This is a genomic window from Pirellulales bacterium (assembly GCA_019694435.1).
Lineage (GTDB): Bacteria > Planctomycetota > Planctomycetia > Pirellulales > JAEUIK01 > JAIBBZ01.
Map to the genome: position 1 here is coordinate 59,169 of JAIBBZ010000025.1, position 24,471 is coordinate 83,639.

Annotated in this window: 9 protein-coding genes; 3 read left to right on the plus strand and 6 right to left on the minus strand. The window is 65.6% G+C overall.

Going from position 1 to position 24,471, the window contains the following annotated elements; genetic code table 11:
- Nucleotides 1-18: 18 nt before the first annotated feature.
- Entirely contained in the window at nucleotides 19-11,181 is an 11,163-nt protein-coding gene (locus K1X74_17140; GenBank protein MBX7168064.1) for an SDR family NAD(P)-dependent oxidoreductase, read from the plus strand.
- 60 nt (nucleotides 11,182-11,241) lie between these two features.
- The gene (locus tag K1X74_17145; GenBank protein MBX7168065.1) at nucleotides 11,242-12,006 is read left to right on the plus strand and encodes an SDR family oxidoreductase; all 765 of its coding nucleotides are present in this window, start codon (nucleotides 11,242-11,244) and stop codon (nucleotides 12,004-12,006) included.
- Between the two features lie 61 nt (nucleotides 12,007-12,067).
- Here K1X74_17145 and K1X74_17150 read toward each other — a convergent pair whose 3' ends face one another.
- From K1X74_17150 to K1X74_17165, 4 genes are all read right to left on the minus strand, one after another.
- On the minus strand, nucleotides 12,068-12,967 hold the full coding sequence (locus K1X74_17150) for an MBL fold metallo-hydrolase (GenBank protein ID MBX7168066.1): 900 nt from the start codon (nucleotides 12,965-12,967) through the stop codon (nucleotides 12,068-12,070).
- A gap of 35 nt (nucleotides 12,968-13,002) precedes the next feature.
- Entirely contained in the window at nucleotides 13,003-14,487 is a 1,485-nt protein-coding gene (locus K1X74_17155) for an acyl--CoA ligase (protein MBX7168067.1), read from the minus strand.
- Nucleotides 14,469-15,818 (minus strand): aspartate aminotransferase family protein, encoded by a 1,350-nt coding sequence (locus K1X74_17160; protein ID MBX7168068.1) that lies wholly within the window; start codon nucleotides 15,816-15,818, stop codon nucleotides 14,469-14,471. Before K1X74_17160 ends, K1X74_17155 begins: the two co-directional genes overlap by 19 nt.
- 400 nt (nucleotides 15,819-16,218) lie before the next feature.
- Nucleotides 16,219-17,487, minus strand: coding sequence for an NAD(P)/FAD-dependent oxidoreductase (locus K1X74_17165; GenBank protein ID MBX7168069.1), 1,269 nt, complete (start codon nucleotides 17,485-17,487; stop codon nucleotides 16,219-16,221).
- Nucleotides 17,488-17,799: 312 nt separating this feature from the next.
- Here K1X74_17165 and K1X74_17170 point away from each other — a divergent pair, with 312 nt between their 5' ends.
- The gene (locus tag K1X74_17170; GenBank protein MBX7168070.1) at nucleotides 17,800-18,495 is read left to right on the plus strand and encodes a PEP-CTERM sorting domain-containing protein; all 696 of its coding nucleotides are present in this window, start codon (nucleotides 17,800-17,802) and stop codon (nucleotides 18,493-18,495) included.
- 25 nt (nucleotides 18,496-18,520) lie between these two features.
- Here K1X74_17170 and K1X74_17175 read toward each other — a convergent pair whose 3' ends face one another.
- Together K1X74_17175 and K1X74_17180 are read right to left on the minus strand one after the other, a co-directional pair.
- On the minus strand, nucleotides 18,521-19,795 hold the full coding sequence (locus K1X74_17175; protein ID MBX7168071.1) for an acetylxylan esterase: 1,275 nt from the start codon (nucleotides 19,793-19,795) through the stop codon (nucleotides 18,521-18,523).
- A 31-nt stretch (nucleotides 19,796-19,826) separates the two neighbouring features.
- On the minus strand, nucleotides 19,827-24,471 hold a 4,645-nt coding region (locus K1X74_17180; GenBank protein ID MBX7168072.1), incomplete at its 5' end, for a c-type cytochrome.

Here is a 24,471-nt window from a genome sequence, read left to right on the forward strand (position 1 = left end):
TCATCGACTGAGAGCAACATGAAGAGTCCTGCAAGTATTCCGCTGGCCATCATCGGCATGGGCTGCCGATTGCCGGGCGCCGATAATCTCGACGAGTTTTGGAAATTGGTGGTCGAGGGACGATCGGCCATCGTCGAGCTGCCCCCGGATCGCTTGAACCAGGAGCTGTATTACGATCCGAAGGTCGGCACGCTCGGCAAAAGCTATTCCAAGCTGGGCGGGATCATCAATAACCGCGATTTCGACCGCCGCCGGTGTCCGATTTCGCCGCAGCTCGAGGCCAGCGTTGACCAGGCCCATCTGCTGATGTGCGACGTCGCGGCGGCAGCGCTGCGCGACGCGGGCCTGGACCCGTTCAACGTGCCACAGCGGAACACGGGCGTCTATATCGGCCACGCCCAAGGCAGCACCTTAGGCGGCGATTACACCTACGCGACGTATGCGCAAGAAGCGGCCGAGATGTTGCGCGAGGTGGCCGAGCTGGGCAATATGCCCCGCGCCGAACTCGACAAGCTCATCGCCGAGATGACCGCGAGGATTCGCGCGCCCCTGCCGGTCCGGGCGGCCGACTCGCCGGACGTCGCCTGTAGCCTGGTGGCGGGGACCATTTCCAAGGCCTTTGGCCTTACGGGGCCGTTCCTGGCGCTGAACTCGGCCTGCGCCTCGTCGTTGCAAGCGATGCTCGTCGGGGCACGCGCCTTGCAGTTCGGACACGTCGACATGGCGATGGTCGGCGGCGCCTCGGACTGCAAAGGCGATTCGCTCGTGTTGTTCGCCCATGCGCGCGCGATGAGCTCCAAGGGCTCGCGCCCCTTTGACGCTGATGCCGATGGCCTGATCGTGGGCGAAGGATACGTCGCCCTGGTCATGAAAACGCTCGAACGCGCGCTGGCCGATGGCGATCCGATTCGCGCAGTGGTCCGCGGGTTGGGAGTTTCCAGCGACGGCAAAGGCAAGAGCTTGTGGGCGCCGCGCAAGGAAGGGCAGGTTCTGGCCATGCAGCGGGCCTATCGCGAGGGCCTGGATCTTGGCGACCTGGACTACGTCGAAGCACATGCCACGGCGACGCAACTGGGCGATGCCACGGAGCTGAACACGCTCGCCGAAGTGCTCAACGACAAGCTTCCGCCCGGTAAGAAGGTGCCCATTACGAGCGTCAAGGCCAACGTCGGCCATACGCTCGAAACAGCGGGCATTGCTGGCGTCATCAAGACGGTGCTCGCGCTGACCAAGAACACGATTCCGCCGGCGGCCAACGTCGCCGCGCTCAATCCGAAGATTGACTGGGACCGGGTGCCCGTTTACGTGCCGCTCAAGCCCGAGGTCTGGCAGCCGCATGCCGACGGCCGTCCGCGCCGGGCAGGCGTCAATGCGTTCGGGATCGGCGGGCTGAACATGCACGTGGTGATCGAGGAGTTCAACGATGCCTCGCGGCGGCTCATCGCGCCGCAGCGTGCGGCCGCGAACGGCTCGACGCACGAAGCCGAAGCCAAGGCGGTCGCGGTGATCGGCATGGGCTGCGTGTTGCCGGGCGCGCAGGATGTACCGAATTTTTGGCAGCTCCTGGAAAGCGGCCGCGACCCAAAGTGCGACGTGCCGGCCGAGCGTTGGCGGGCCGATCTGGCGTATTCGCCCGGCGAGGCGCGAGCTTTCCACAGCCCGACCAAGCGCGGTGGCTTCGTTACCGACTTCGAATACGACTGGCAGACGCACAAGATTCCGCCGAAGCAGGTGGCGCAAGCGGATCCTTTGCAGTTCATGCTGCTCGAGGCCTCGGACCAGGCGCTCAAGCAGGCGGGCTACGACAAACGGCCCTTCGACCGAACTCGCGTGGGCGTGGTTGTGGGCACCGAATTCGGCGGCGATTTTGCCTTCCAGCTGCAGATGGGGCTGCGTCTGCCGGAAATGAAGGTGCTCCTCGAAGAGCTGCTTGCCCGGCGGCAATTCCCGGCCGCCGGCATCGCCCAGGTGCAGGAACAATTCGGCAAGGTGCTGCTCAAACATTGGCCGGCGCTGATTGACGAGACCGGCAGCTTCAGCACCAGCAGTCTCGCTTCGCGAACGGCGAAGACCTGGAATCTGATGGGCGGAGCCGTGGCCATCGACAGCGGTCACGGCTCGTCGCTCGCGGCGCTGTCGATCAGTGTCGACGCCTTGCTGGCGGGCGATGTCGACATGATGCTTTGCGCCGCCGGCCAGCGGCGTCTGGGGCTGCCCGAGTACGAGGCCCTGGCCATCAATGGCTTTTTGGCCGTCGACGGCGACCCGGCATGCCCCCTGGATGCCGGAGTGCGCGGCTATGTGCCCGGCGAAGGGGTTGGCGTGTTCCTGCTCAAACGTCTGTCGGAGGCGCGCCGCGATGGAGATCGCGTCTTGGCGATCGTGCGCGGTGTTGGCGGTGCTCACGATCCTCAGGCACATCAGGCGATGCTCGCCGCGGCCCAGCGAGCCGCACAGGCCGCATCGCTCGAACAGGCTCCGATCGATCTGGTCGAGATCGACGGGAGCATCGCCGCCGAAGATGCCCGGCGACAATTGACGGAGCTGGCGAGTTGGAACGCGCCGCGCGGCGGCCAGCCGGCCATCCTGAGCACAGTCGTCGCCCAGATCGGACACACCGAAGCCGCGGCCGGGATGGCCTCGCTGATCAAGGCCAGTCTGGAAATGGAGCATGGCCGTGTGCCGGGCACGTTCGGCCTGCAACAGCCGCTGGCGATCGAAGGCGGATCGCGGCCGTTCGTCGTCGCCAGTGAGCCGACGCCGCTGCCGTCGATGGATGCGCCGTGCCTGGCTGCGGTCGCTTCGCGTTCGCGCGGGCTGACCTACGTCGCTCTGCTTGAGCACGGCTGCGAGCAGAACCCCGCGAACAACGCTTCACGAGCGGTGCGCCAGCCGCAGGCCGCCACGACACCCGTTACCCCCGTACCCCGCTTGAACGATCTTCCATCGATGACTGCAGCGACAGGCGACTCTTGGCAGGTTTTTAGATTAGGAGCATCCACCGAAGCCGATCTGCTCGCGCGCGTGCGCACGCTTGCCGGCGGCGCTGACGATCCCTTCGGCAGCTCGTCCGCGGCTTTTGCGCCGCAGGATCGGTTCCGCGCCGCGATCGTGGCGCGCGACCGCGAAGCGTTGCGCGAACGGTTGCGCTCCGCTGCGCAACAAGGCGCGAACCCCGCGGCGCACGCCGTGTTGCGACAGCAGGGCATCTTTCTTGGACAGCGAGCCGAACCACGCCCACGCGTGGTGTTTTGCTTTCCCGGTCAAGGATCGCAATACCCTGACATGGTGCGGGCCCTCGTTGAACAAAGCACGGCGGCCGCGCAAGCGCTGGCCGAGGCCGAGGCCGCGATCGCGCGCTATGGCTACCAACCGTTCGCACTGTTCGCTTGGGGCGAAGGTGCTGGTCTGGGAAGCAGCGCGTGGCTGACGCAGCTCTCGATGCTCGTGGCGAATCATGTGACCAGCGCCGGGCTGCGTGCTCTGGGGGTCGAACCGGATGCTGTGCTGGGACACAGTTTTGGCGTCTACTCGGCGCTGTGTGCTGCCGGCTCCATCGACTTCGAAACGGCCATGCAGCTTACCCGTGCGCGCTGCGATGGCATCGCGACCAGCCGAGTTGTTGGGGGGTTGTTGGCCGCCGGCGCGGCGAAGGAGCAGGTTCTCGAAATCGCAGCGGTCGAAAAGGTCACCGTCTACCTCGCCAATCACAACGCGCCGCAGCAGACGGTCGTCGGCGGCGCACCTGGTGAATTGGAGCGATTGCAAACGATTCTCAAGGCCCGCGGCATAGCCGCCAAAATCCTCGCGGTGCCCGCGCCCTTTCACACGCCGTTGATGAAGGCGACCACCGGTCCACTCGAGCGCGCGCTCGAGACGGCCGAGATTCGTCCGGCTCGCGCGGCCTTGTGGAGCATCCTAGATGGCCGGCCCGTGACCGAGGTGACCGACGTTCGCCGCAGCCTGGTCGAGCATCTCACGTCGCCGGTGTTGTACGTCGACCTGATTCGCAATGTGACGGCCGACAAGCCTTGCGTGTTGGTCGAGGTCGGGCCGCAGCAGGTGTTGACCAATCTGAATCGCCGGATTGTCGAGGACCCAGCGGTGACGACGATTGCGTCGGATCAGCCCAAACGCCCCGGCATGGAATCGTTGATCCAGGTGCAGGCGTGCCTGGAAGTGCTCGGCGTCTTCGACGCCGAGACTCGGGCGCCAGCGGCTACGGTCACCGCGCGCGGCACAGTGCGCCACGAGCTGCTGACGTTCGATGCGACTAAGCGCCGCCGCGATCGGATGCGCCAGGCCGCCCAGACCGGCAAGCGTCCAAGCGCTGTGGCCGCTCCACGAGATTCTGCACCGACAACTGTGGCCGCTCGGCCAGCGTCCGCTCAGCCCGAGCGGCCGCAGCCGGCCGCGCCACCGGTCGCTCAGGCACCGCGTGCCGTCGCCGCGCCCACAGAGTCGAAGCTCGCCGCGGTGAAACCGGTATCTGCCCCGGCACCAGCTCGCCCGGGCGTCGATCTGGAACGCTTCCTGATCAACTTTGTCGTGGATCAAACCGGCTATCCGCCGGAGGTGGTCGAGCTCGACGCCGACCTGGAGGCCGACCTGGGTATCGACAGCATCAAGAAGGCTCAGTTGTTCGGCGAGCTGCAGGAGTATTTCGACGTCGTTCCAACCGAAGAACTGACGCTTGACATGTTCCCGACGCTACGGCACGTGCTTGATTTCCTCAAGACCGTGCCCATCAAAGGCAACTTGCCTGCGACCGGTGACACCGCCGTTGCCTCGACGCCCGATCTTGCCGAGTTGCCGAATCCTGCGCCGGCGTCGGTGGTTGCCGCGCAGACTTCGGCGGTTTCGGCTCCTGGCGTAAATCTCGAACGGTTCTTGATCAATTTCGTGGTCGAGCAGACGGGCTATCCGCCGGAAGTAGTCGAGCTCGACGCCGACTTGGAAGCCGACCTGGGCATCGACAGCATCAAGAAGGCCCAGTTGTTCGGCGAGCTGCAAGAGTATTTCGACGTCGTGCCGACCGAAGAACTGACGCTCGATATGTTCCCGACCTTGCGCCACGTGCTCGACTTCCTCAAGAACGTGCCCATCAAGGGCAATCTGCCGGGCACCGGCGAGACCGCGCCGGAGGCGACGGCCACGATGGTGGAATTGCCTGCCGACGGCGTGATCGAAGCCGCGGCGCCATCGCCGACAGTGGGGCCCTCCTCGGCAGCCGATCTGGAACGGTTCCTGATCAACTTCGTGGTCGAGCAGACGGGCTATCCGCCGGAAGTGGTCGAGCTCGACGCCGACTTGGAAGCCGACCTGGGCATCGACAGCATCAAGAAAGCCCAGTTGTTCGGTGAGCTGCAGGAGTATTTCGACGTCGTTCCGACCGAAGAACTGACGCTCGATATGTTCCCGACCTTGCGCCACGTGCTCGACTTCTTGAGGAGCGTGCCGACCAAGGGGAACTGGTCGCCTGGACAAGACATGCCGCTCGAGACGTATGTCGCCGCCGAGAAGGATGACAGAGGCCAGATCGCGATGCCGGTCGGCGAGGCAATGGCCGTCGCCGTGCCTCCGGTTGGCGACGTCGCGGAGCTTGAACAGTTCCTCATCAACTTCGTGGTCGAGCAAACGGGTTATCCGCCTGAAGTGGTCGAGCTCGACGCCGACTTGGAAGCCGACCTGGGCATCGACAGCATCAAGAAAGCCCAGTTGTTCGGTGAGCTGCAGGAGTATTTCGACGTCGTTCCGACCGAAGAACTGACGCTCGACATGTTCCCGACCTTGCGACACGTGCTCGACTTCCTGAAGACGGTGCCGCGCAAAGGTGGTGCCGCAACGCCGTCCTATGCCGTCGACCTTACGCCTCGTGCCGTCGCGGCGGCTCAGAATGGTCATATCGCCACGAACGGTCAGCCCGTCGAGGACGCCCCTGCCGGCGCAAATGCTGCCGCGCCGGTCGCAGGACATGCCGCGGAAGATCGATCGGCGAATGTTCTAGTCGAACTAGTGGGCACTCCCTACGAAATGGGGCGTCAACATGGCGAGCGGTTGCGTGCCGACATCAGGCGGGCGTTGCGGAGGTATGCCGACCTGGCCGGGCTGGCAGATGCCGCCGAGTTGCCGGGCACTGCATCGGCACAGGATTTTGGCGACGAAGCGCTCGACGAACTGCAAGGCATCGCGGACGGAGCCGGAGTGCCGCTGGCAAGTGTGCTGATCCATCAACGCTGGGCGACAGCCGATCTGGGCGGAGAAAGCGTGCAGTTCCTCGCTGCCGATGCGTTGGGCCACTCACACTTGGGCGCCTGGTCGTTGCCGCTGGCGGGCAGTCTGGCCGAGGTGCTCCGCCCAGCGGTGTTTGTCCGCCGCCCGACATTCGGCGAGCCGCACCTGGTCGTCGCGATTCCGGGCACCATCGGCGGGCTGATGGGACTCAACACGCACGGTGTGTCGGTCGCAGCCGCTCCGACTAATTCGAAGTCGACCGGCTGGTGGCGCACGATCGGCGACACGCTGGCCAACGCGCCGGACGCGCACGCGGCGGTCGAACAACTGGCGCAGGCCGATAGGTCTGGCAGCTATACGATTGGCCACGGCGGTTCGCAAACCCTGGCTCACGTTGTTAACAACGGCCGCCAGGCAACCGTGGTGCGCGACCCACGCACGCTGTCGATCGAGAACCCGGCCGCAGGTAAGGTCTCCTCGTTCACGCTGCGGCGCGTGTTGGAAGAGGTCGGCAATGCGGCCGGGCAGAACAACGGCACCCGTGCCATGCAGCTGCGCGCGGCCGTCGGCACCCATTCCGTAAGCACCGGCGGTAGCGTGGCCGTGCTCGAGGCCGAGCAGGCCATCGACGCGTTCTGCGTCTTGATCGACGTCGGCACGGGCGACCTCTGGCTCAAGGGGCCCGGGCACAGCTTCGACGCCCCGGTCGATTTCGAGCACTTTGCGCTCCGCGACCTGCTGCCGCCGCCGGCCCCGGCAACGACGCCGCGGACGCCACGTGTGCCTGCCGCATCGAGTTCGACCAAGCGTGCGGAGCCGCCGTCGCGACCGCGCAACTCAGCCCCCTTGGTCGATGACGCGGCCGACGACGGGAGCGAGAACGCGACGCTGCGCTTTGCCATGAGAGTCTTGCCGCAGCCATTTGCCGCCGATGCGCCGCAACGTCCGCAATGGCACGGCGCCGTCTTCATCGTTGGAGACAACCCGACTGCCGACCGTCTCCAGGCCGAAATCGCCGCGTCGGGTACGACGGTCCATCGCATCCGCCGCCTCGAAGACCGGGCCGCAGCCGAATTGGCGATCGACCGTGCGTGCGAGGCGGGGCCGGTCCCCCATTTGTTCTTGACCAGCGAACGCGACCTGCCAGCCGTGCCGCTCGACTCGCTGGCCGGCTTCGAGCAGCGCCTGCAGACCCGCGTGCTGGGCCCGTATTACCTCGCCCAGCGGTGGCTGATGCATGCGCTGCAGCGCAAGTGTCTGGACCGGGCCACACTCGTGGCCACGACCGCGCTGGGCGGCGATTACGGCTTTTCCGGATCGGTCGAGGAGCCCGAGGGCGGTGCGCTGGCGGGCCTGGTCAAGGCGATCTGCATCGAGTTCCACGTGCTGCGGAACTTGAAGGACCTGCTGGTCAAAGTGATCGACGCTCCGCACGAGGAGCCGGCCGAACAGCTTGCCGACAATATGCTCCGCGAACTCGCCTGGCGCAAGATCGATTTCGAGGTTGCCTTCAACCGTGGCCAGAGATATCTGCAAAATGCCCATCCGGTGCCAATTTCAGCGTCGAGCAACACCTTCGCGCCGCGGGGCACCTGGGTCGTCACCGGCGGGGCGCGCGGGATCACCGCCGAGTGTGCCCGCGAACTCGCCCAGCGCTACGGGCTGCGTCTGCACCTGATCGGCCGAAGCGCCCGACGTAGCGTGCCCGCCGAATGGCTCGAGCGCGACGAAGCCGGGCTCAAGGAAGTGAAGGCCCAAGTGATGGTCGAGGCGCAGCGCGCAGGCGGTAAGCCGGCCGAAGCCTGGAACGAGGTGAACAAAGCTATCGAGATCGAGCAACAGTTGGCGCAGTTTGAGAGGGCCGGCGTCGCCTATACCTATCACGCCTGCGACGTCGCCGACGCGAAGGCCTTAAAGAAAGTCTTGGACGACATTCGAAGTCAGGACGGCCCGATTCACGGCATCCTGCACGGCGCCGGCATCGAACAATCGACGCGTTTCGAGCGCAAGTCGCCACCAGTGGTCGAAGCGACCTTGGCCGCCAAGGTGACAGGGGCTTTCAACCTGATGCATCTCTGCCGCGACGATCCGGTCGAGTTCTTCGTCAGCTTCGGCTCCATCAGCGGCCGCCTGGGCGGCAATGGGCAGACCGACTATAGCGCAGCGAGCGACATGCTGGCCAAGTTGTCGAGCTGGTACCGTTCGATCCAACCCCACTGCCGCACGCTTTGCTTTCATTGGCACCCCTGGGACGAAGTCGGCATGGCCTATCGGCCCGAGACACGGGCCATGTTCCAGATGTCCGACGCTCCGGAACGGATGCCCAAGCGGGCAGCGCTCGATCATTTCGTGCGAGAGCTCACCGCCGAGGTAGCCGACGCCGAGGTGCTGATCACCAATCGCGACTATTTCGAACGCTATTACGGCAAAGGCACCGCGACTCCGCTAGCGACCGCCGACGCGCCAGTGGCGCAGCAACCGCGCGTTGCCCAGCGCCGCACGCTGACGCTACGCGACGCCCCCGAGCGCACGCGCCGCAAGAAGGTCGATCTGGCGGGCACGGCGTGCATCCTCGGCGACAATGCCGACGCCGATCGCTTGGAGCAGCTGTTGCGGCGCTGCGGGACACACGTCCAGCGGCTGTCGACCAAGGGCACTCTCGAAGCGCTACTGGCCAAGGTCGATCAGCTCTGGTCTGCAGAACCGGCCCGGCACCTGTTCCTGATGACGTCGCGCGACCGCGAGGCGATGCGGCTGGGCAACGCCGAAGAGTGCCGGCGTCGCCGGTTGCGCGGCATCGAGATGCCCTACCTCGTCGCCCAGCGCTGGGTCCGGGCACTGCGGCAGCTCTCGGGCGACGATGACTCTTGGCTGGTCGCCGTGACGAATCTCGGCGGAGATTTCGGCCTGTCACCTGGCAAGCTGGCGCCGGAGAGTGGCGCCCTGGCGGGGTTGGTCAAGTCGGTCCACGTCGAGGGCGTACGCAAGAGCCCCGCTCCGTTGCGTCTGAAGGTTATCGATCTGCCGGCCGCCGCGGGCGACGAAGAGTTCGCGCGGGCCCTGATCACCGAGCTCAACTCCACTTCGCGCGATGTCGAGGTTGCCTATCGCGACGGCCAGCGACGAGTGGTCGACGTGGTCATGGCCGAAGAAGTGGAGCCGGCGCCGGTCGAATTGCCGCGCGGCGGCACGTGGGTCGTAACTGGCGGGGCCCGGGGCATCACGGCCGCGGCCGCCCGACACCTCGGTCAGAAGTACGGACTGAAGCTGCACCTGATCGGCGCCAGCCCCGCGCCGCGCGACGACGCTCCCTGGCGCAAGGCTACCGACGAACAAATCAAGCAGATCAAGCAGCAGATCGTGGGCGAAGCCGTGGCCGCGGGGCGATCGCCGGAAGACGATTGGATGCGTGTGCGCCGCGACCGCGAGATCCATGCCTCGCTGGTCGAGTTTGAGCGCGCCGGTGTCAAGGCGGTGTATCACACCTGCGACGTCGGCAACTGGGACGCCCTGGCTCGCACGCTCGACGACGTGCGCCGTGAGGACGGACCGATCGCAGGCATCATCCACGGGGCCGGGTGGGCAAAGAGTGCACGGCTCGAAATGAAGAATCCCGGCCATCTGGCCCGGGTGATCGGCCCAAAGTTCGACGGCACGCTCGCGCTGGCGTCGCTCACGCGGCAGGACCCATTGAAATACTTCATCAGCTTCGGCTCGATCAGCGGTCGTTGGGGCGGCAACGGCCTGAGCGACTATGCCGCGGCCAACGATGCGCAAGCCAAGCTCGCCGCGTGGTTCCGGCACGAGCGTCCCGACTGCCACACGGCATGCATCGCCTGGCAGACCTGGGACGAGATCGGCATGGCCACGCTCAGCGACGGTACCGGAATCACGCGCAACCAGTTCAAGATGCAGTTCATTCCGGTTCGTGAAGGCGTCTGGCACCTCGAGCGCGAGCTGCTCGCGGCGTGCCCGGCGCCCGAGGTCGTCATCACCGACGGCTTCTTTGCCGACACGTTCTACGGCGAGAGGAAGCAGGACGCGGCGGATGCCACGGCCTCGTTCGATGATCGTGCGCCGGCAGCCGCCTTGCCGCTGATCGCATCGCCCGCCCCGGCGCCGGAGGCGCCCCAGCGATTTGCCATCGAATTCGATCCGGCGCAAGACCCGTTTTTGATTGATCATCGCCTGCGCGATGCGCCGTTTCTGCCCGGGGTCGTAGGCATTGAATCGCTGATCGAGGGCGTGCGCGCGGCGGAGCCGGCGCGGTTCGTGCAGGCGGTGCGCGATGTGGAGATCGTACAAGGCATCAAGTTCCAGCCAGATCGGCCGATGACGGCGCACGTGGCGGTCGAGGGCGAAGGCAACCTGCGCCGCGCCGCGCTGACCGTCGAGGTGCGCAATCGTGCCGGGAAGCTGGTTGACCCCGCGCGCCCCTGCTGCTCGGGAACGGTCGAACTCGGGAGCGAGGCGCCCGCGCCACGACGCGACACGGCCGGCGCGCCGGCACTGGGCTGGCTGCCGTTTCAATACCCGGATGTGGCCCTGATGTACCATGGGCCTCGATTTCGCTGTCTGCGGCAGTGCAACTATCAATACGACGGCGGCTGGGGGCAGATCGTCGCGCCCGAGATGGCAGAACTGGGCGGGCCGCGGGGTGGCCATGGCTGGACGATCTCGCTGGGCGTGCTCGACGCGTGCGTCGTCGCCTGCGGCAGCTTTGTCTTCGTTCAATTCGCCGGACGGCTCGAAGTGCCGCACGGCTTTGCACGGCTGCAATTCGGCCGTGCGCCCGTGCCTGGCGAGACGTGCACGCTGCGTTACTACTATCGCGGTAGCGACGAGCGGCACAGCCGGTTCGACTTCACGCTGTGGGGCGCCGATGGCGCGGTCGTCTTCGACGTCGATCAATACCAGACGGTGCTGGTCGCCGAACGCGCCGTGTAGCGATCGGTCGCCCAACGCAAATCTCGAAATTTCCAACCTGGCAAATCGGAAACAGCAACGATGATCGACTTGACGGGAAAAGTAGCCCTGGTGACCGGCGGCTCGCGCGGCATCGGTCGGGCATGTGCCTTGCGCCTGGCCGAGGCCGGGGCCGATGTAATCGTCAACTATGTCACGTCGGAAACGGCTGCGCGCGACACGGCCGCCGAGATTCTCGGCTATGGCCGACGCGCGGCGATCGTCAAGGCCGACGTCAGCGAGCAAGACGACGTGGCCGAGTTGATGGAGTTCATCGACGCAAACTTCGGCCAGCTCGACATCCTACTCAGCAATGCCGCGACGGGTGGCTTTCGCCCGCTGCTGGCCGCCACGTCGCGCAACTTTGAAGCTGCGATGAAGACTAACGTCATGGCCCTGATGCACCTCGTGCAGCAGGGCGTGCGCTTGATGGAGCGAGCGTCGGGCCGGGCCAAGGTAATCGCGCTGTCGAGTCACGGCTCGCACATGGCGTTGCCGATGTACGGCCTGATCGGAGGATCGAAGGCGGCCCTGGAAAGCCTGATCCGACACTTCGCATTGGAGTTGGGCGGGCGCGGCATCAATTTCAACGTCGTCAAGGCCGGGCTGGTCGAGACCGACTCGACTCGCAAGATTCCGTATGCCGACGTGTTGTTCTCCGGACGATCGCACCGCAGTATGACCGGCGACCGGTACCTGACCGCCGAGGACGTGGCCAACTGCGTGTTGTTTCTGGCGAGCCCGCTGAGCGACATGGTGCAAGGCGAAACGCTCACGGTCGACGGCGGCGTGGCGGTCCACGCTTAGAAACGGGTGTCATACCACGCGGCAGAGTCGTTGGAGACGATCGTATGCGGCGCGACCCAGCTCAAGGCGCTGTCCACGATTCGGCGATCGCGAATTCACCGCGCGGATCGCGGGTGATGCGACTGGCCGCGTAACGCGGATCATGGCTCCAGACGACGATCCAGCGACCATCTGCGGCCCGGCCTAGCCAGCGCGGCTTTTCGCGCCGCGTTTCCAGCGGATAGACGTCGTAGGCCAGTGACCACAGCCGCCGCAGATGTGACGCCGACGGGCAAAGGTCGGCCAGGTACATGACCTGAACGTCGCGCGATTCGATCGTGACCGCCAGGTGGCCGCGCGTGTGACCTCCCGTGAGATGCAGGTGGATGCCGGGCGCAATGTTGTGACCGTCGTCGACCAGGTCGAGCTGCGCAGCTTGCGTCAGGGGATCGATGTGCTCGAGCGGATAAGATCCGGCCAGCTCGTCCGCGCCGCTGTGGGCATCTTGCCATTCCAGCCGGCCGACGACGTGGCGGGCCCTGGGAAAGGCAGGCATCAGCCTGCGCTGGCCATCTCGGCGCGTGGTTCCGCCGGCGTGGTCCCAATGCAGGTGGCTGAGTACGACCGTGTCGATTTCGTCGGGCGCCACTCCGACGCGTGCCAACTCGATCGCGAGCCGGTCTTCGGCTTCGAGGTTATAGAACTTGCGATCGAGCGGCGCGTGCTTGGTACCGTAACCCGTGTCGATCAGAATCGTGCGCCGGCCGTTGCGGGCCAGCAGGCAGTTGCACGTGCACGGGATCCGGTTCTGCTCGTCGGGCATGACGAGCATTTCCCAGAGCCGGCGCGGGACCACGCCGAACATGATGCCGCCGTCGATGACGAAACGCCCGCCGGAGATGAAGTCCAGTCGCCAATCGCCCACCGTGATGTGCAATTCGCGGTGGAGCGGTTGCGGCAGCGTTGCGCGGGCAGTGGCCATGGCCTATCGTGGTCCGGTTACAGGCGCGGCGTGCGTCAGGGAAGTTGCGCCGCGATGATCTTGCCGCTGGGCGTCCGGGGCAGCCGGTCGGTGAGCACGACGGTCCGCGGACGTTTGTAATACACCAGCTCGGCATCGCAGTAGGCACGCACGCGAGCTTCGTCGACTTGCGGATCGGTTACCAATGCTGCTTTGACGAACTGGCGTCCGTTGCGGTCCTGTCCCGCGTAGACCTTCACGTCCATTACGCCGGGCAGCGCCGCCAGCACTTCTTCCACTTCGACGGGGATCACCTTCAGGCCGCCGACGTTGATGACCTCCGACTCGCGTCCATGCAGATGCAGGCCGCCGCGCTCGTCACGCATGCCGATGTCGCCGGTGACGAACCAACCGTCGGCGATCGCGGCCATATCGATCCCGTCGTAGGCCAGGTAGCCGGCCATCATGGAGGAGCTGCGAATGGCGACGCGGCCGATGTCTTCGCGCGAGTTACTCATCGCGCCCGCCGCGCGAATCTCGGCATCGACGCCCCGCATCGAGGGTCCGACGTAACCGTCGCCCGCCAGGCCGAAATCGGCAGTGCCGACGCTGATGCCGCCGGTCTCGGTCGTACCATAAAGGGGCCGGACGTGCACTCCGGCGCACTCGAAGAATCGCCGCGCCGTTCGCTCGGGCAAAGGCGCACCTGCCGAGAGCACGCACCGCGCCGTTCCTCGCAGGCTGTTGCCAGCCCCGAAGGTCAGCACGTCGAGCATGGCGGGGACCGCCGGCAGGATCGTGATGCCCTGCTCGAGCAGGGCTCGCCGTGCGATGGCCGCGTCGAACGATCGCATGGTGACGACTTTCGCATGGCTGATGAGCGGGACCATCACGCCCATGCCATAGGCGTAGGCATGGCTCATCGGCGTCGTGGCCAGGATCACGTCGTGCGGACCGATGCCGATCGTCTCGACATAATGGGCTGCCTCGGCGATGGCACAGGCGCCCGGCCGCACGGCGACCTTCGGCACGCCCGTCGTACCTGAGGTCGGATGCAGCGGCACGGCCGGCAGCGCGGGAAATCGCAGCTCGAATGCCGGATCTTGCGGTGACACCCGCGCGAGTCGCGTGTGCCACGTTCCGTCTGCAGCAAGCTGCCGGGCGGGTAGCTGTGCGTCGTCGAGTTCGGTGTCGCTCGCCTCGTCGGTCAGCACCCACGGCGCTCCAAAGCGCAGGGCCGTCCGGCGCAGTTCGACGGCCGGTGTTTTGACGTGGACCAACAGCGGAGCAGCGCCGATTTCGAGCGCCGCTCCCAGCACAGCAAAAAACGCCGGTCCGTTCGCCACGGCCACCACGATCCGCTCGCCGGGCTGCACACCGCATTGCGTGAGCTCGCGTGCCAGGTGTTCGCGACCGCGGCCCAGCGCGGCCGGCCCTACCACGCGACCTGCGTCGAGATCGATGATCGATCCGCGGAAGGCGGCGCAGGCGGCGAGGATCGGCCCCGGCGACAACACGCTGGCTAACGTGGCCACAGACATCGGCAAGCGTCCTCGACGCGCTCGAAGACCTCGTCCAGGTCGTCGGCCGTGTGGGCCGTGGAAAGATACATCGGCTCGAACAGGTTCGGGTGGAAATACACCCCCGCGCGCTGCAAGGCGTGCTGAAACTCAATGTACTTCTCGAAGTCCGCGTGCTGGCGCACCTCGCGATACGTCGTCAAAGGTTCGCGCCGTCCCGTGGTCAAGAACAGCGACAACATCGGGCCCACGTGCTGCATCACGTGGGGTACGTTGTGGCGCGTCATGATCTCGCCCAGGCCCGCGGCCAGGCGATCGGCCTGGGCATGCAAGTGACCGTAGATCTGTTCGCCGTGTTCGGTGATTTCGTCGAGCATGGCTTCGGCGGCCGCCATGACGGCCGCGTTGCCTGAATAGACGCCACCGTGAAACATCCGCGCCGCAGCGATGTGCGACATGATTTCGGCCGACGCCCCGAACGCCGCCACTGGAAACCCGCCGCCAAGCGCCTTGGAAACGATCGTGATATCGGGCGTCACGCCGTAGAGTTGTTGTGCGCCCCCCGCGGCCACGCGCAGCCCCGTGATCACCTCGTCGAAGATCAACAAGGCGCCGTCTTCGTGCGCCAGGCGTTTCGCCTCGGCCAGAAAACCAGGCTGCGCCTCGAGCACGCCGCTGTTGCCCGCGATCGGCTCCATGATGACGGCCGCGACCTGTCCGCGGTGCTGCGCCAAGCAACGTTCCAGCAGTTCGGCGTCGTTCCACTCGACCGTGATCAAATCGTGCGGCGCGCCGTTCATGCCGATGGTGCCGGGTAAGGCAGGGCCCATGCGATCGGCGGGGAGTTGATCGAGAGGCGCATGGTAGCGATGAAAGACCGCATCACTCCAGCCGTGGTAATGGCCTTCGAAGGCGATGATCTTGCTCCGGCCCGTATGGGCCCGCGCCAAGCGCGTCGCCGAGGCCACGGCCTCGGTGCCCGTGCTGGAAAACCGCACCAGCTCCATCATCGGAAACAGCGCTTTGAGCTTTTCTGCGGTGCGGATGCTGATTTCCGTCGGAAAACCGAGTTGACTGCCGCTCTTGTGGATTTGAAAACTGACGGCGTCGAGGATTTTTTCCGGCCGGTGCCCGAACAAGAGGGGCCCGTAGGCCATGTTCAGGTCGATGTATTCGCGCCCTTCGATGTCCCATACCCGCGCGCCTTCGCCCCGGTCGGCAATCAGGGGGAGGTGATACGAAAGAACCCGCATCGTGCTGTTGTCGCCGCCGGCAATCGTGGCCTTGGCTCGGGCAAGGACCTCGCTATTGCGGTCGCGGGTTTGCTGCGTTTTCTTGGGGATCGTAGCCATAGGCGGGGCTTCTGACTCGGAGGGAACTACTCGGAGGAACCGACGGCACATCGCCTGTCCGGACATGCAAAGTCGTTCCAGACCACCCATTTTAATCAGAGACAATGGTGGTTGGGAGATGTTGGGCTGTTTGGGGTTCAAGGCAAAAAGGGTGTGCTTGTCGCGCATCTTTGCGAGGCAAGTTTGCGGAGTAGTGCGATGCCGGCAGCGTCGGCCGACCGCTTGGCAAGCGCCCCCCCCCGACCCGATGACTAAGCAATTAGGAATCTTGGGCATACCGGGAAAAATCCCTCTTCCCCGTGGGTGGTGGGGTCACCGGAGCAAGCCGGGCCTGGGGACGAGGTCCGATTCGTGAGTTGCCACTCCATGCGACGACCCCGATCGGGCCACCCTCCCGAACTTAAGCATGGCTGCCGGCCAGCCACCCTGTACTCCAGGCCGCTTGGAAGTTGTAGCCGCCGATGGGGCCATCCAGGTCGAGGACTTCGCCGGCAAAATAGAGCCCTGGCTGCAACTTGCTCTGCATCGTCTTGGAATCGACCTCATCGAGCGACACGCCGCCTGCCGTGACTTCGGCCTTCTTGAAGCCCAGCGTGCCCTCGAGCGGCACAACCAGCCGTTTGAGCGTGGCAGCCAATCGACCGCGTTCTGGCTTGGCAAGCTCGGCCCCTCGGCGTTCGGGGGGGATTTGAGCGATCCGCAGGACTTCGTCCGCAAGCCGGTGCGGAATCCACGTCGCCAGGATCACCCCCACCGTTCGCTTGCCGGCCGCAGCGGCCTGGAGGCGAAGTTCTTCGGACAAGACATCTTCTCGGCGGTCTGGAAGCAAGTCGATTTCAGCAACCAGTCTCGTCGGATGGGGATGCCTGGAAACGACCCGGCTGACATCGAGCGCCGCAGGGCCCGTCAGGCCGAAGTGCGCGAACAGCAGCGAGCTGCGCCGTTCGGCCAAAGTGCGATCGCCTTCGCGTATCCGCAGCCACACGTCGGGCAGGGTAATGCCGCGCAGCGACGCGACCCAGGGCTGCCGAGTGGTCAGCGGAACCAGCGCCGGGCAAGTGGGGACGATCGTGTGCCCAAATCCCCGGGCGAGGGGATATCCATCGCCGGTCGTCCCCGACCCCGGATAGGAACGTCCTCCCGTGGTAACCACGACACTTGTCGCGATCAGCGTACGGCGGCTCGTGGTGAGCAGGAAGCCATGCGCGTCGGCGGCAAGCGATTGACACGGCTCCTCGAGCGCAAGCACGGCGCCGCTGCGCCGCAGCCGGTCGAGCAAGGCCCCCAGCACGTCGGCGGCACGATCGCTATCTGGAAAGACCTTGCCGGTCGTTTCGACCTTGGTTTTCACGCCTTCGGCTTCGAACAGAGCGATCGTCGACTGCACGCTGAGCGCCGCGAGCGCGGAATGCAGGAATTTTCCCGACGCGCCGTAGGCCCGCACGATTCCGCGATTGTCCGTGGCTTGCGTGATGTTGCAGCGCGTGCCGCCCGACATCAGGATCTTGATGCCAGGCCGCTTGTTTTTCTCGAGCAAGATCGTGCGCCGGCCGCGCTCGGCCGCGCGGAGTGCAGCGACCAGTCCGGCTGCGCCGGCGCCAAGGACGGCCACATCCCACTCATCGCTCGCCGAATCGGTGCGCGCATTTTCGAGAGATGGGTTGTTCATTGACCGGTCGGTGCGAAGTGAGTTGTGCTAGCAGTTGTGCGCACGAGCGCGCGATTGTGCCGGTGGTAACGGTTGTAGTGCTGGCATCGCATTTTTGTTGACACGTTTGTTGACCCTAGCCACAATCGAACGAGTGGATGGAATTGTGACTCGCTGGCCCATCGGCCGGTGATCCTTCTGGGAAAGCTCGTGAAGGCAACAAGGCACTCGCCTCGTTCTTGTTCTCTCTAAGCCTTCACCCCTCAACATCTCTGCCGCCGGGCCTTCGCGTTGCGCCCGTGCTGGCAGCCATGCTGCCCACAAGGAATCACCGTGAGATACTCCACCGTACTGTCTGGCATTCTCGTTTGCAGCCTGCTTGCCCTTCCGGCGTCGAACGCCGGGGCCACCGTCGTCAGAAACCTGGCGACGGGCATCGACGACGTCACTTCGTTGAAGATCGCGAACCTTGCGCCCGACGGGCAGTGGATTTTTGGCCCCGGTTCGCAGGCGAGCTTCGTCGGCGTCACGCCGGTGGCGGCGGACGACACGATCAATCCGGTGCTTTGGCTGTCGGATGCGGCGTCGGCGGATTCTCGGTGGATCATCCCGTTCGATAAAACGCATAACGACAATGCGGTGCTTGCCGGGACGTACAACTTCGACACCTTGGTCGATTTGACCGGCTTTGACCCGACCACGGCATCGATGCGGCAGTTGCGCTACGCCGCAGACAATCGCCTGGAACGCATTCTGGTCAATGGCGTCGAGGTCTGGGCCAATCTTGGCGCTGCCACCGAAGAATTCGCGAGCTGGAACAGCCTTCCCGATTTCCTGGGGTTGGGCTTCTTCCAGCCAGGCGTCAACGCGCTCCGCTTCGAGGTCACGAACTTTGCCGTGGACTGCACGCCCTGCGGCCTGCGCCTCGAGGGCAACATCCAAGCAGTGCCTGAGCCGTCGAGCCTGGTCCTGGCAGGCCTCGGCGTGGCCGGCGTCCTCTCGATGCGTTGGCAGCGGCGGCGCAGGTGAATAGGGCGGTAATCAGTGGGGCGAATCAGGGGGATCGCCGATCGAAATGACGGTCGGCGAAATCGAGGTACCGCAGCCAATCGTAGTCGGCCAGCGCGTGTTGACCGCTGCGAATGTGGTAGCCCATCTCGCCGCCGATCGGTTGATTGACCGGCGGCAGCTCGTTGGCCCCCAGACCGGTCTTTCCGAGCAGGCGATAGACCGGCTCGGCAGCCTGTACGGCCAGAAACTCGCCGCGCGGATCAGCCCAGGGGTCCTCCTCGGCGCTGGCCACGTAGACCGGCCGCGGTGCAGAGAGCGCGATCAATTCGTGCTGGTCCACCGGACAAGCGGCTTCGTTGCCGTCGTAACGGCGATAGTTGTCGCAAAACCAGTGCGGGAACACGCGGTTGATGCGGGCCACGGTCTCGCCGAAATCGCGCCGGCTGAGTGCCGCTCCGCCGCAGCCCGAGTTGTTCGAGATCACGATGGCAAAGCGCTCGTCTTGCGCGCCCGCCCAAAGCGCTGTCTTGCCCATCCGCGAGTGGCCGACGACGATCGTATGCCGCGCGTCGATTGCCGGATCGGTTTCGAAGTAGTCTTGTGCCCGGCTCAATCCCCAGGCCCAGGCGGCGATCGCCTTGCCCATGTCGGCCGGACGCTTTGCGCGGTCGTGCTCGAACCAGCCGAGCACCCCTTTGTCGTAGTGCTCTTTGTCGTCGGCGGCGAAATCGGCCGCCGTCAGCGTTGCGACGCCGTAGCCGCGCGCGAGAATCGTCTCGATGATCTTGGAGCCGGGCAGGTTTCGGAAACCGGCCATCGCGAGCCCGGCCTCTCGGTCTTTGTCCGGCTGCTCCTTCGAGGAGACCACCTTGGCGGCCGCCGGATACGCGGCATCGCGATCAAACAGATGCATGCCAACAAACACCGGCACCGGCACCGTCTGCCCGCGAGGCAAGTAGCACTCGATCGTCAATTGCGGCTGATCGGTGGCCGGATCGAACCGCGCCACGATGCGTTTGCGAAGGGCCAGGCCTCCGAGGGCTTGCTCGTCGGTCTGGATGACCTCAAATCGCTCGCCAGGCGGACGGCCGGGCAGGCGCCCATAGACGTGCTCCTCGAACAATCGCAAGAGCTCCGGGCGGCGGTGCATGCGCCAGGACTGCGCATCGGTGACACGGGTGCCGTCCTCGCACAACAGCGGGTCGGGCAGCGTGTACGGCGCCACGCGGCTTTCGTCGTAGTTGATGGGCTCGTCCGCGGACGCGAACGACACGCAGATCAGCGCCACGAACAAACCGGCCAGCAGGTAATGCAACATCGGGGGTGCGGCCTCCACGCGAATTCAGCGATTAGGGAGCAAACGGATCATGGGCGACTTGTCCGGCTCGGTAGGCGTCGGCCAGCGGCTGCATCTCGCGGCGCAGCCGTTCATCCGGAGCGAGCCACGTGATTCTTTGCGGGTACACGAGCATGGCAATCGTGGATAAGTCGAACTGCTCGAGCAAGCCAAACGCGAACAACTCGACCTGATCGTCGACCGGCGAATTCTGTTCGATCAACTGTTTGAGTGAAGCCAGGGCGCCGTGCAGGCGCAGGCCGTCGAATACCCGTGTTTCGACTGCCGCGGCTACGAGCGCAGCGGCACATGTGCGAGGACCGTCGGCCGCAATGGTCAATTTTCGCCCCGTAGCCTCCGCATACCAGCGCCCCACGGCGACGAGTTGCGCGGCCTGGATGCCGAGCGGACGCTCGCCGACTCCCATGGCAAGCAAGGCGAACAGGTAGCCAGGATCGGAACCGACGATCTGCGACTCGCCACAGAACAAGGGATCGATCGCCAGGACGCGCCGGCCCTGGCTCAGGAATTCACCGATCGTCTCTGCCTGCGCTGCGCGGCCGGCATCAGCGATGACGAGCACGGCGGATGCGTTGCCAGCGTGCTTGGGCACAAACTCGACGGCGGGCAGCGTCCACGCATCGGCGAGCCGCAGACGGCGCATGACGACTCGACACTCGGCCGCGTCGTTGACCAGCTCGATGGTTGCCTGCGCATCGTAGCTAGGGATGCGCAATAAGCGGACCAACTGTTCGCACTGCGCGGTTTGCCAGCCGGGGTCCGGAGGCACCGCCGATTGCTGGCAGGGCAAGTCGCGGGCAAGTTGTACCGCGAGTTGATTGAAATCGACGTTGTCTTCCGGCAAGGAAACTTTCAACGCTTCGCTCGGCCGGATCTCGGCCGACACGTCGATCTCGCCAGGCGCGGCCGCGGCACCTGACAGCCCGAACGAACGGGCGAGGAAGCCGTACAGCGCCTCGCGGTTCTCGCGCTCATAATTGTGCGTGCCGGGAACCACGTTGACGTGCGTCCGTAGATGGTCCTCGGCGCCAAGCAGGGCGAAGACGCCATGCGCGGCATCGCGCACCGGTGCCAGCACCTGGGCTGGGCGAAAACAGCAATCGTCGTCCGCGTTGTAGGTCAGCAGCGTCCATCGCCCCGAGCGCAGGGCCGCCAGGTGCGTGAAATCGGCAAGGGCAGCCAGATCCGAAGGCACATGTTCCGAGTCGCCCAGATCGTTCGACCACAGGGCCGTGCGCTGGCTGCAGAATCCGGCCACAGGCGCGGCGGCGGCGACACGTTCGTCCAGCCCCATGAGGAAGGCCGTTTGCAGCCCGCCTCCGGAGAGCCCTGTGACGGCGATCTGCGCGGCGTTGACCTGGGGATGGTGCTCGAGCAAATCGAGTGCGCGGGTCATGGCCAGAAAGAACGGGGCAAACCCCGATGAGCCGCACAAGTCGACTTGATTGAGCCGGCTGTGCGTGAATCCTGGCTGGCGCAATTGCCCCATCCCGAACCACTCGACATTCAAGGCGATCATGCCGCGCAGCGCCAGGTTGACGCAGCGCGCCTGTTTGAAATCACAGTTCATGCCCTCGGACTCGTGTCCGTTCAGATTGAGCACGGCGGGCACAGGCGCGGAGATGTGCGCCGGCGCATACAGCAGGGCAGGGATCCACATGCCGGGCAACACTTCGAACCTCAGGCGCGTGACCGAGTACGGCAGCTTGCCCGGTTGTGTGTCCAGGAGCTCGACCTTCGCGGCCGCATCGCGCCATTCGGCCGCGCGGCCGCGAAAGACAATCTCGCGCAAGACGCGTTGGCGCAGGTCCGCGGCATATGTTCGCCATGCGTCGGCCGAGTCGAAGGGCGGCAATTGAGCCACGCGCGGCTCGAGAAAGGCCCGTGCCTCGGCCAGGGGCTCGCCCGGTGCAAGCAATTCGGTGCCCAGGGCGGTCGCGACGAGTTGCCGCGCCTCGACGGTGATGCCCGCGCCGGTGTTTGCGCCCTCGTCCGGCGCCGCGGGAGGCGTCAAACCAGGCTCGGTGCCGATGTCGTACAGCTCGGCCTGCAAGAATGCGAGCAAGTCGGCCATCGATTGCTTGTCGACTGTCCGTTCGAAGCCCTCAGGCATCAGCGATTTGCCCGTGCTCGAAAGCTGCTCGACGTCGGCCTTGAGGATCGACTCTTGTTGGCCTTGATCGCGCCGTAGCGTGAGGCTCGTCGGCGTGTCGGCGTCGACGATGCCGGCGTACGTGCGACCGTCGGTGGTGATGACTACTTGTTGGACAAATTGCGGCTGCACGTCGCGATTCGGGTCGAGGATCGCAACCAGCAGTGCTTCGGGCGTGCGATTGCGGGTGAGCGCCAGGTTCGGACCCACCTGATGCCCGCGATTTCCCAGCCGATGGCAGGCCTGGCATTCGCGCTGGTAGATCGTCTCGCCGCGCATCGCGTCGCCAGCCAACTCGAGCGACGACCGATAATCGGCGATCACGGATTCGCGGCCAGCGAATTGTGCGGCCAGCAGTCGTCGGGCCCGGTCGGCCAAGGCGGCGTCGGCATGATGCTCCAAGGCAGTCCGCGCTGCTGCGCCGAGGACGATCGAAGGCAACTCGCCGCGCTCCAGCGCATCGAACAGCGCCTCGATCCCGGGTCGTGTCGACAGCAGGGTCGCGACGATGGCCGCCTGGTTGTTGGGCGGCACGTTGGGCCAGGCAGAGATCAGTGCCGCCGCGACCTCAGGATCGGCATCGCCCAGCAGGGTCTCGATGGCCGCTAGTCGCAGCTCGTCAGGTGCGGTGTTCGACACCAAGGCAACCAGCAAGGGTCGCGCAGCCGCGCGGTCGTCGCCTGCAAGCAGTTGCATGGCGTTGCGCCGCTCGCCCAACGAGCGAACTTCACTGGCTACCGTGTCGCGCGCTGCGGCCAGCTGGCGCGCGAGAAACTCCTGTGCCTCGCTCGACGCGTCGCCTGCTGCCGCCGACAGCGACCGGCCATGACGCTTGAGTCCCCGACCCAGTGCGATCAACGCGGCATCGCTCGCCTCGCGGCGCTCGGCGGCAAGCGCGGCGAGCGTAGTCAAGGTGTGATGAACCGCGCCCGCGTCGTTGCGGCTGCCGACAAAGAAAGCTGCTTGGTCGACATAGGCCGCCCATCCCTGAGGCGGCCAATCGCCAAGGGTCAGATACGCCGCCAGGAAATCGCCCGCCGTATCAGCCAGCGAACTCAGCACCGCGGCTCGCAACCACGCGTCGTCGCCCGACGATCTCGCGATTCGGGCCAAGGCTTCGACGGCTTGCCGGTCGTTCACCATGCCCAGGGAACAGGCGACCTGCATTCGCACCCGGACATCTGTGTCGTCGGCCAAGGCGATCGCGCGCGACAGCAGATCGGTCGAATGTGTCAAGCGCGGCTCCGCCAATGCGACCGCCGCTTCCCGCAACTGAGGCACTTCGTCGTCGAGCGCCCGGCACAGATCGTCGTCGTTCAGCGCTTCCAGACCGGCGAGTGCATGCAGTGCATGCCACCGCGCCAGGGGCGCCGCACTCGATCGCAGCAGCTCCCGCAAGGGTGGCACGGCGGCCTGGTCCCCGCGCTCGTAGATCAACCGGCTGGCCGTGTCACGGGTCCAACCGTTCGTGGACTGCAGCAGCGCCGCGAGCTCGACCGTCGACTTTGGGCCGAGCGGCGGCTGCTGCCGCGGTGAAGCATCCGCCGGGGCGAGGCGATAGATTCGTCCCCGGTCGCGCCCGCTCGTCAGATCGAGTTGGGCCACGACGTCGAGCGGAATGTGAATGGCCTCGATCACTTCGCGGCACATGTCGAGCACCAGCAGCGTGCCATCCGGCGCGTGAACCAGGTTGACCGGCCGGAACCAGGTGTCGGTCGAGCGCACGAACTCGGTCTGTTCGTCGGCCCGCTGCGAGGCGAACGTGACTCCGCGCGGTGCGATCGTGCGCCTGTGAATCAAGTTGGTCTGCGAACAGCCGACGAAGAAATTTCCGCGATACTCGGCCGGATACGCGTCGCCGCGATAGATCGTCAACCCCGCCGCGGCGTCGATGACCTCGTGACTGGCTCCGGCCGATTCGGCGCGGCGTTCGCCCTTGGCGAGCCGCCGGGCGGTGCGAATGGCCCGCCAGGGTTCGATGGGGCTCGTCCGAAACACCGGGGTCACGCCCGGGGCGAGGTCTTCGAGCACCGCCCCAACGGCCAGGTACGGGTTGCGCTTCAAATAAGCCCGTTCGAGCACCACGTGATACAGCGGCTTCGACTCGGTGCAGACGAACCGCCGTCCCCAATCGTCGAAGGCGCAGCCGAATTGGCCGCGCCCGCTGATCGCCTCGAACTTGCGCGTGCGGGGATCGAAGCGAAAATCCTGTCCGTCGAGCATCACTTCGGGTTCGTCGGACCCTGCCGTCGCGATCCGTCCACCATTGGTGGAAGCGGAGCCATAGATTCGATTGTCCGGTCCCCAGACCAGGTTGTTGACGGTACCTTGCTCGTTTTGCACGCCAAAGCCCGTGAACACGCGTTCGCGACGCTCGGCGACGCCGTCGCCGTCTTCGTCGCGCAAATACCAGATGTCGGGCGCTGCCGCGATGAACACGCCGCCCTGCCAACACACGACGCCCGTGGGCCAGAGCAGCTTGTCG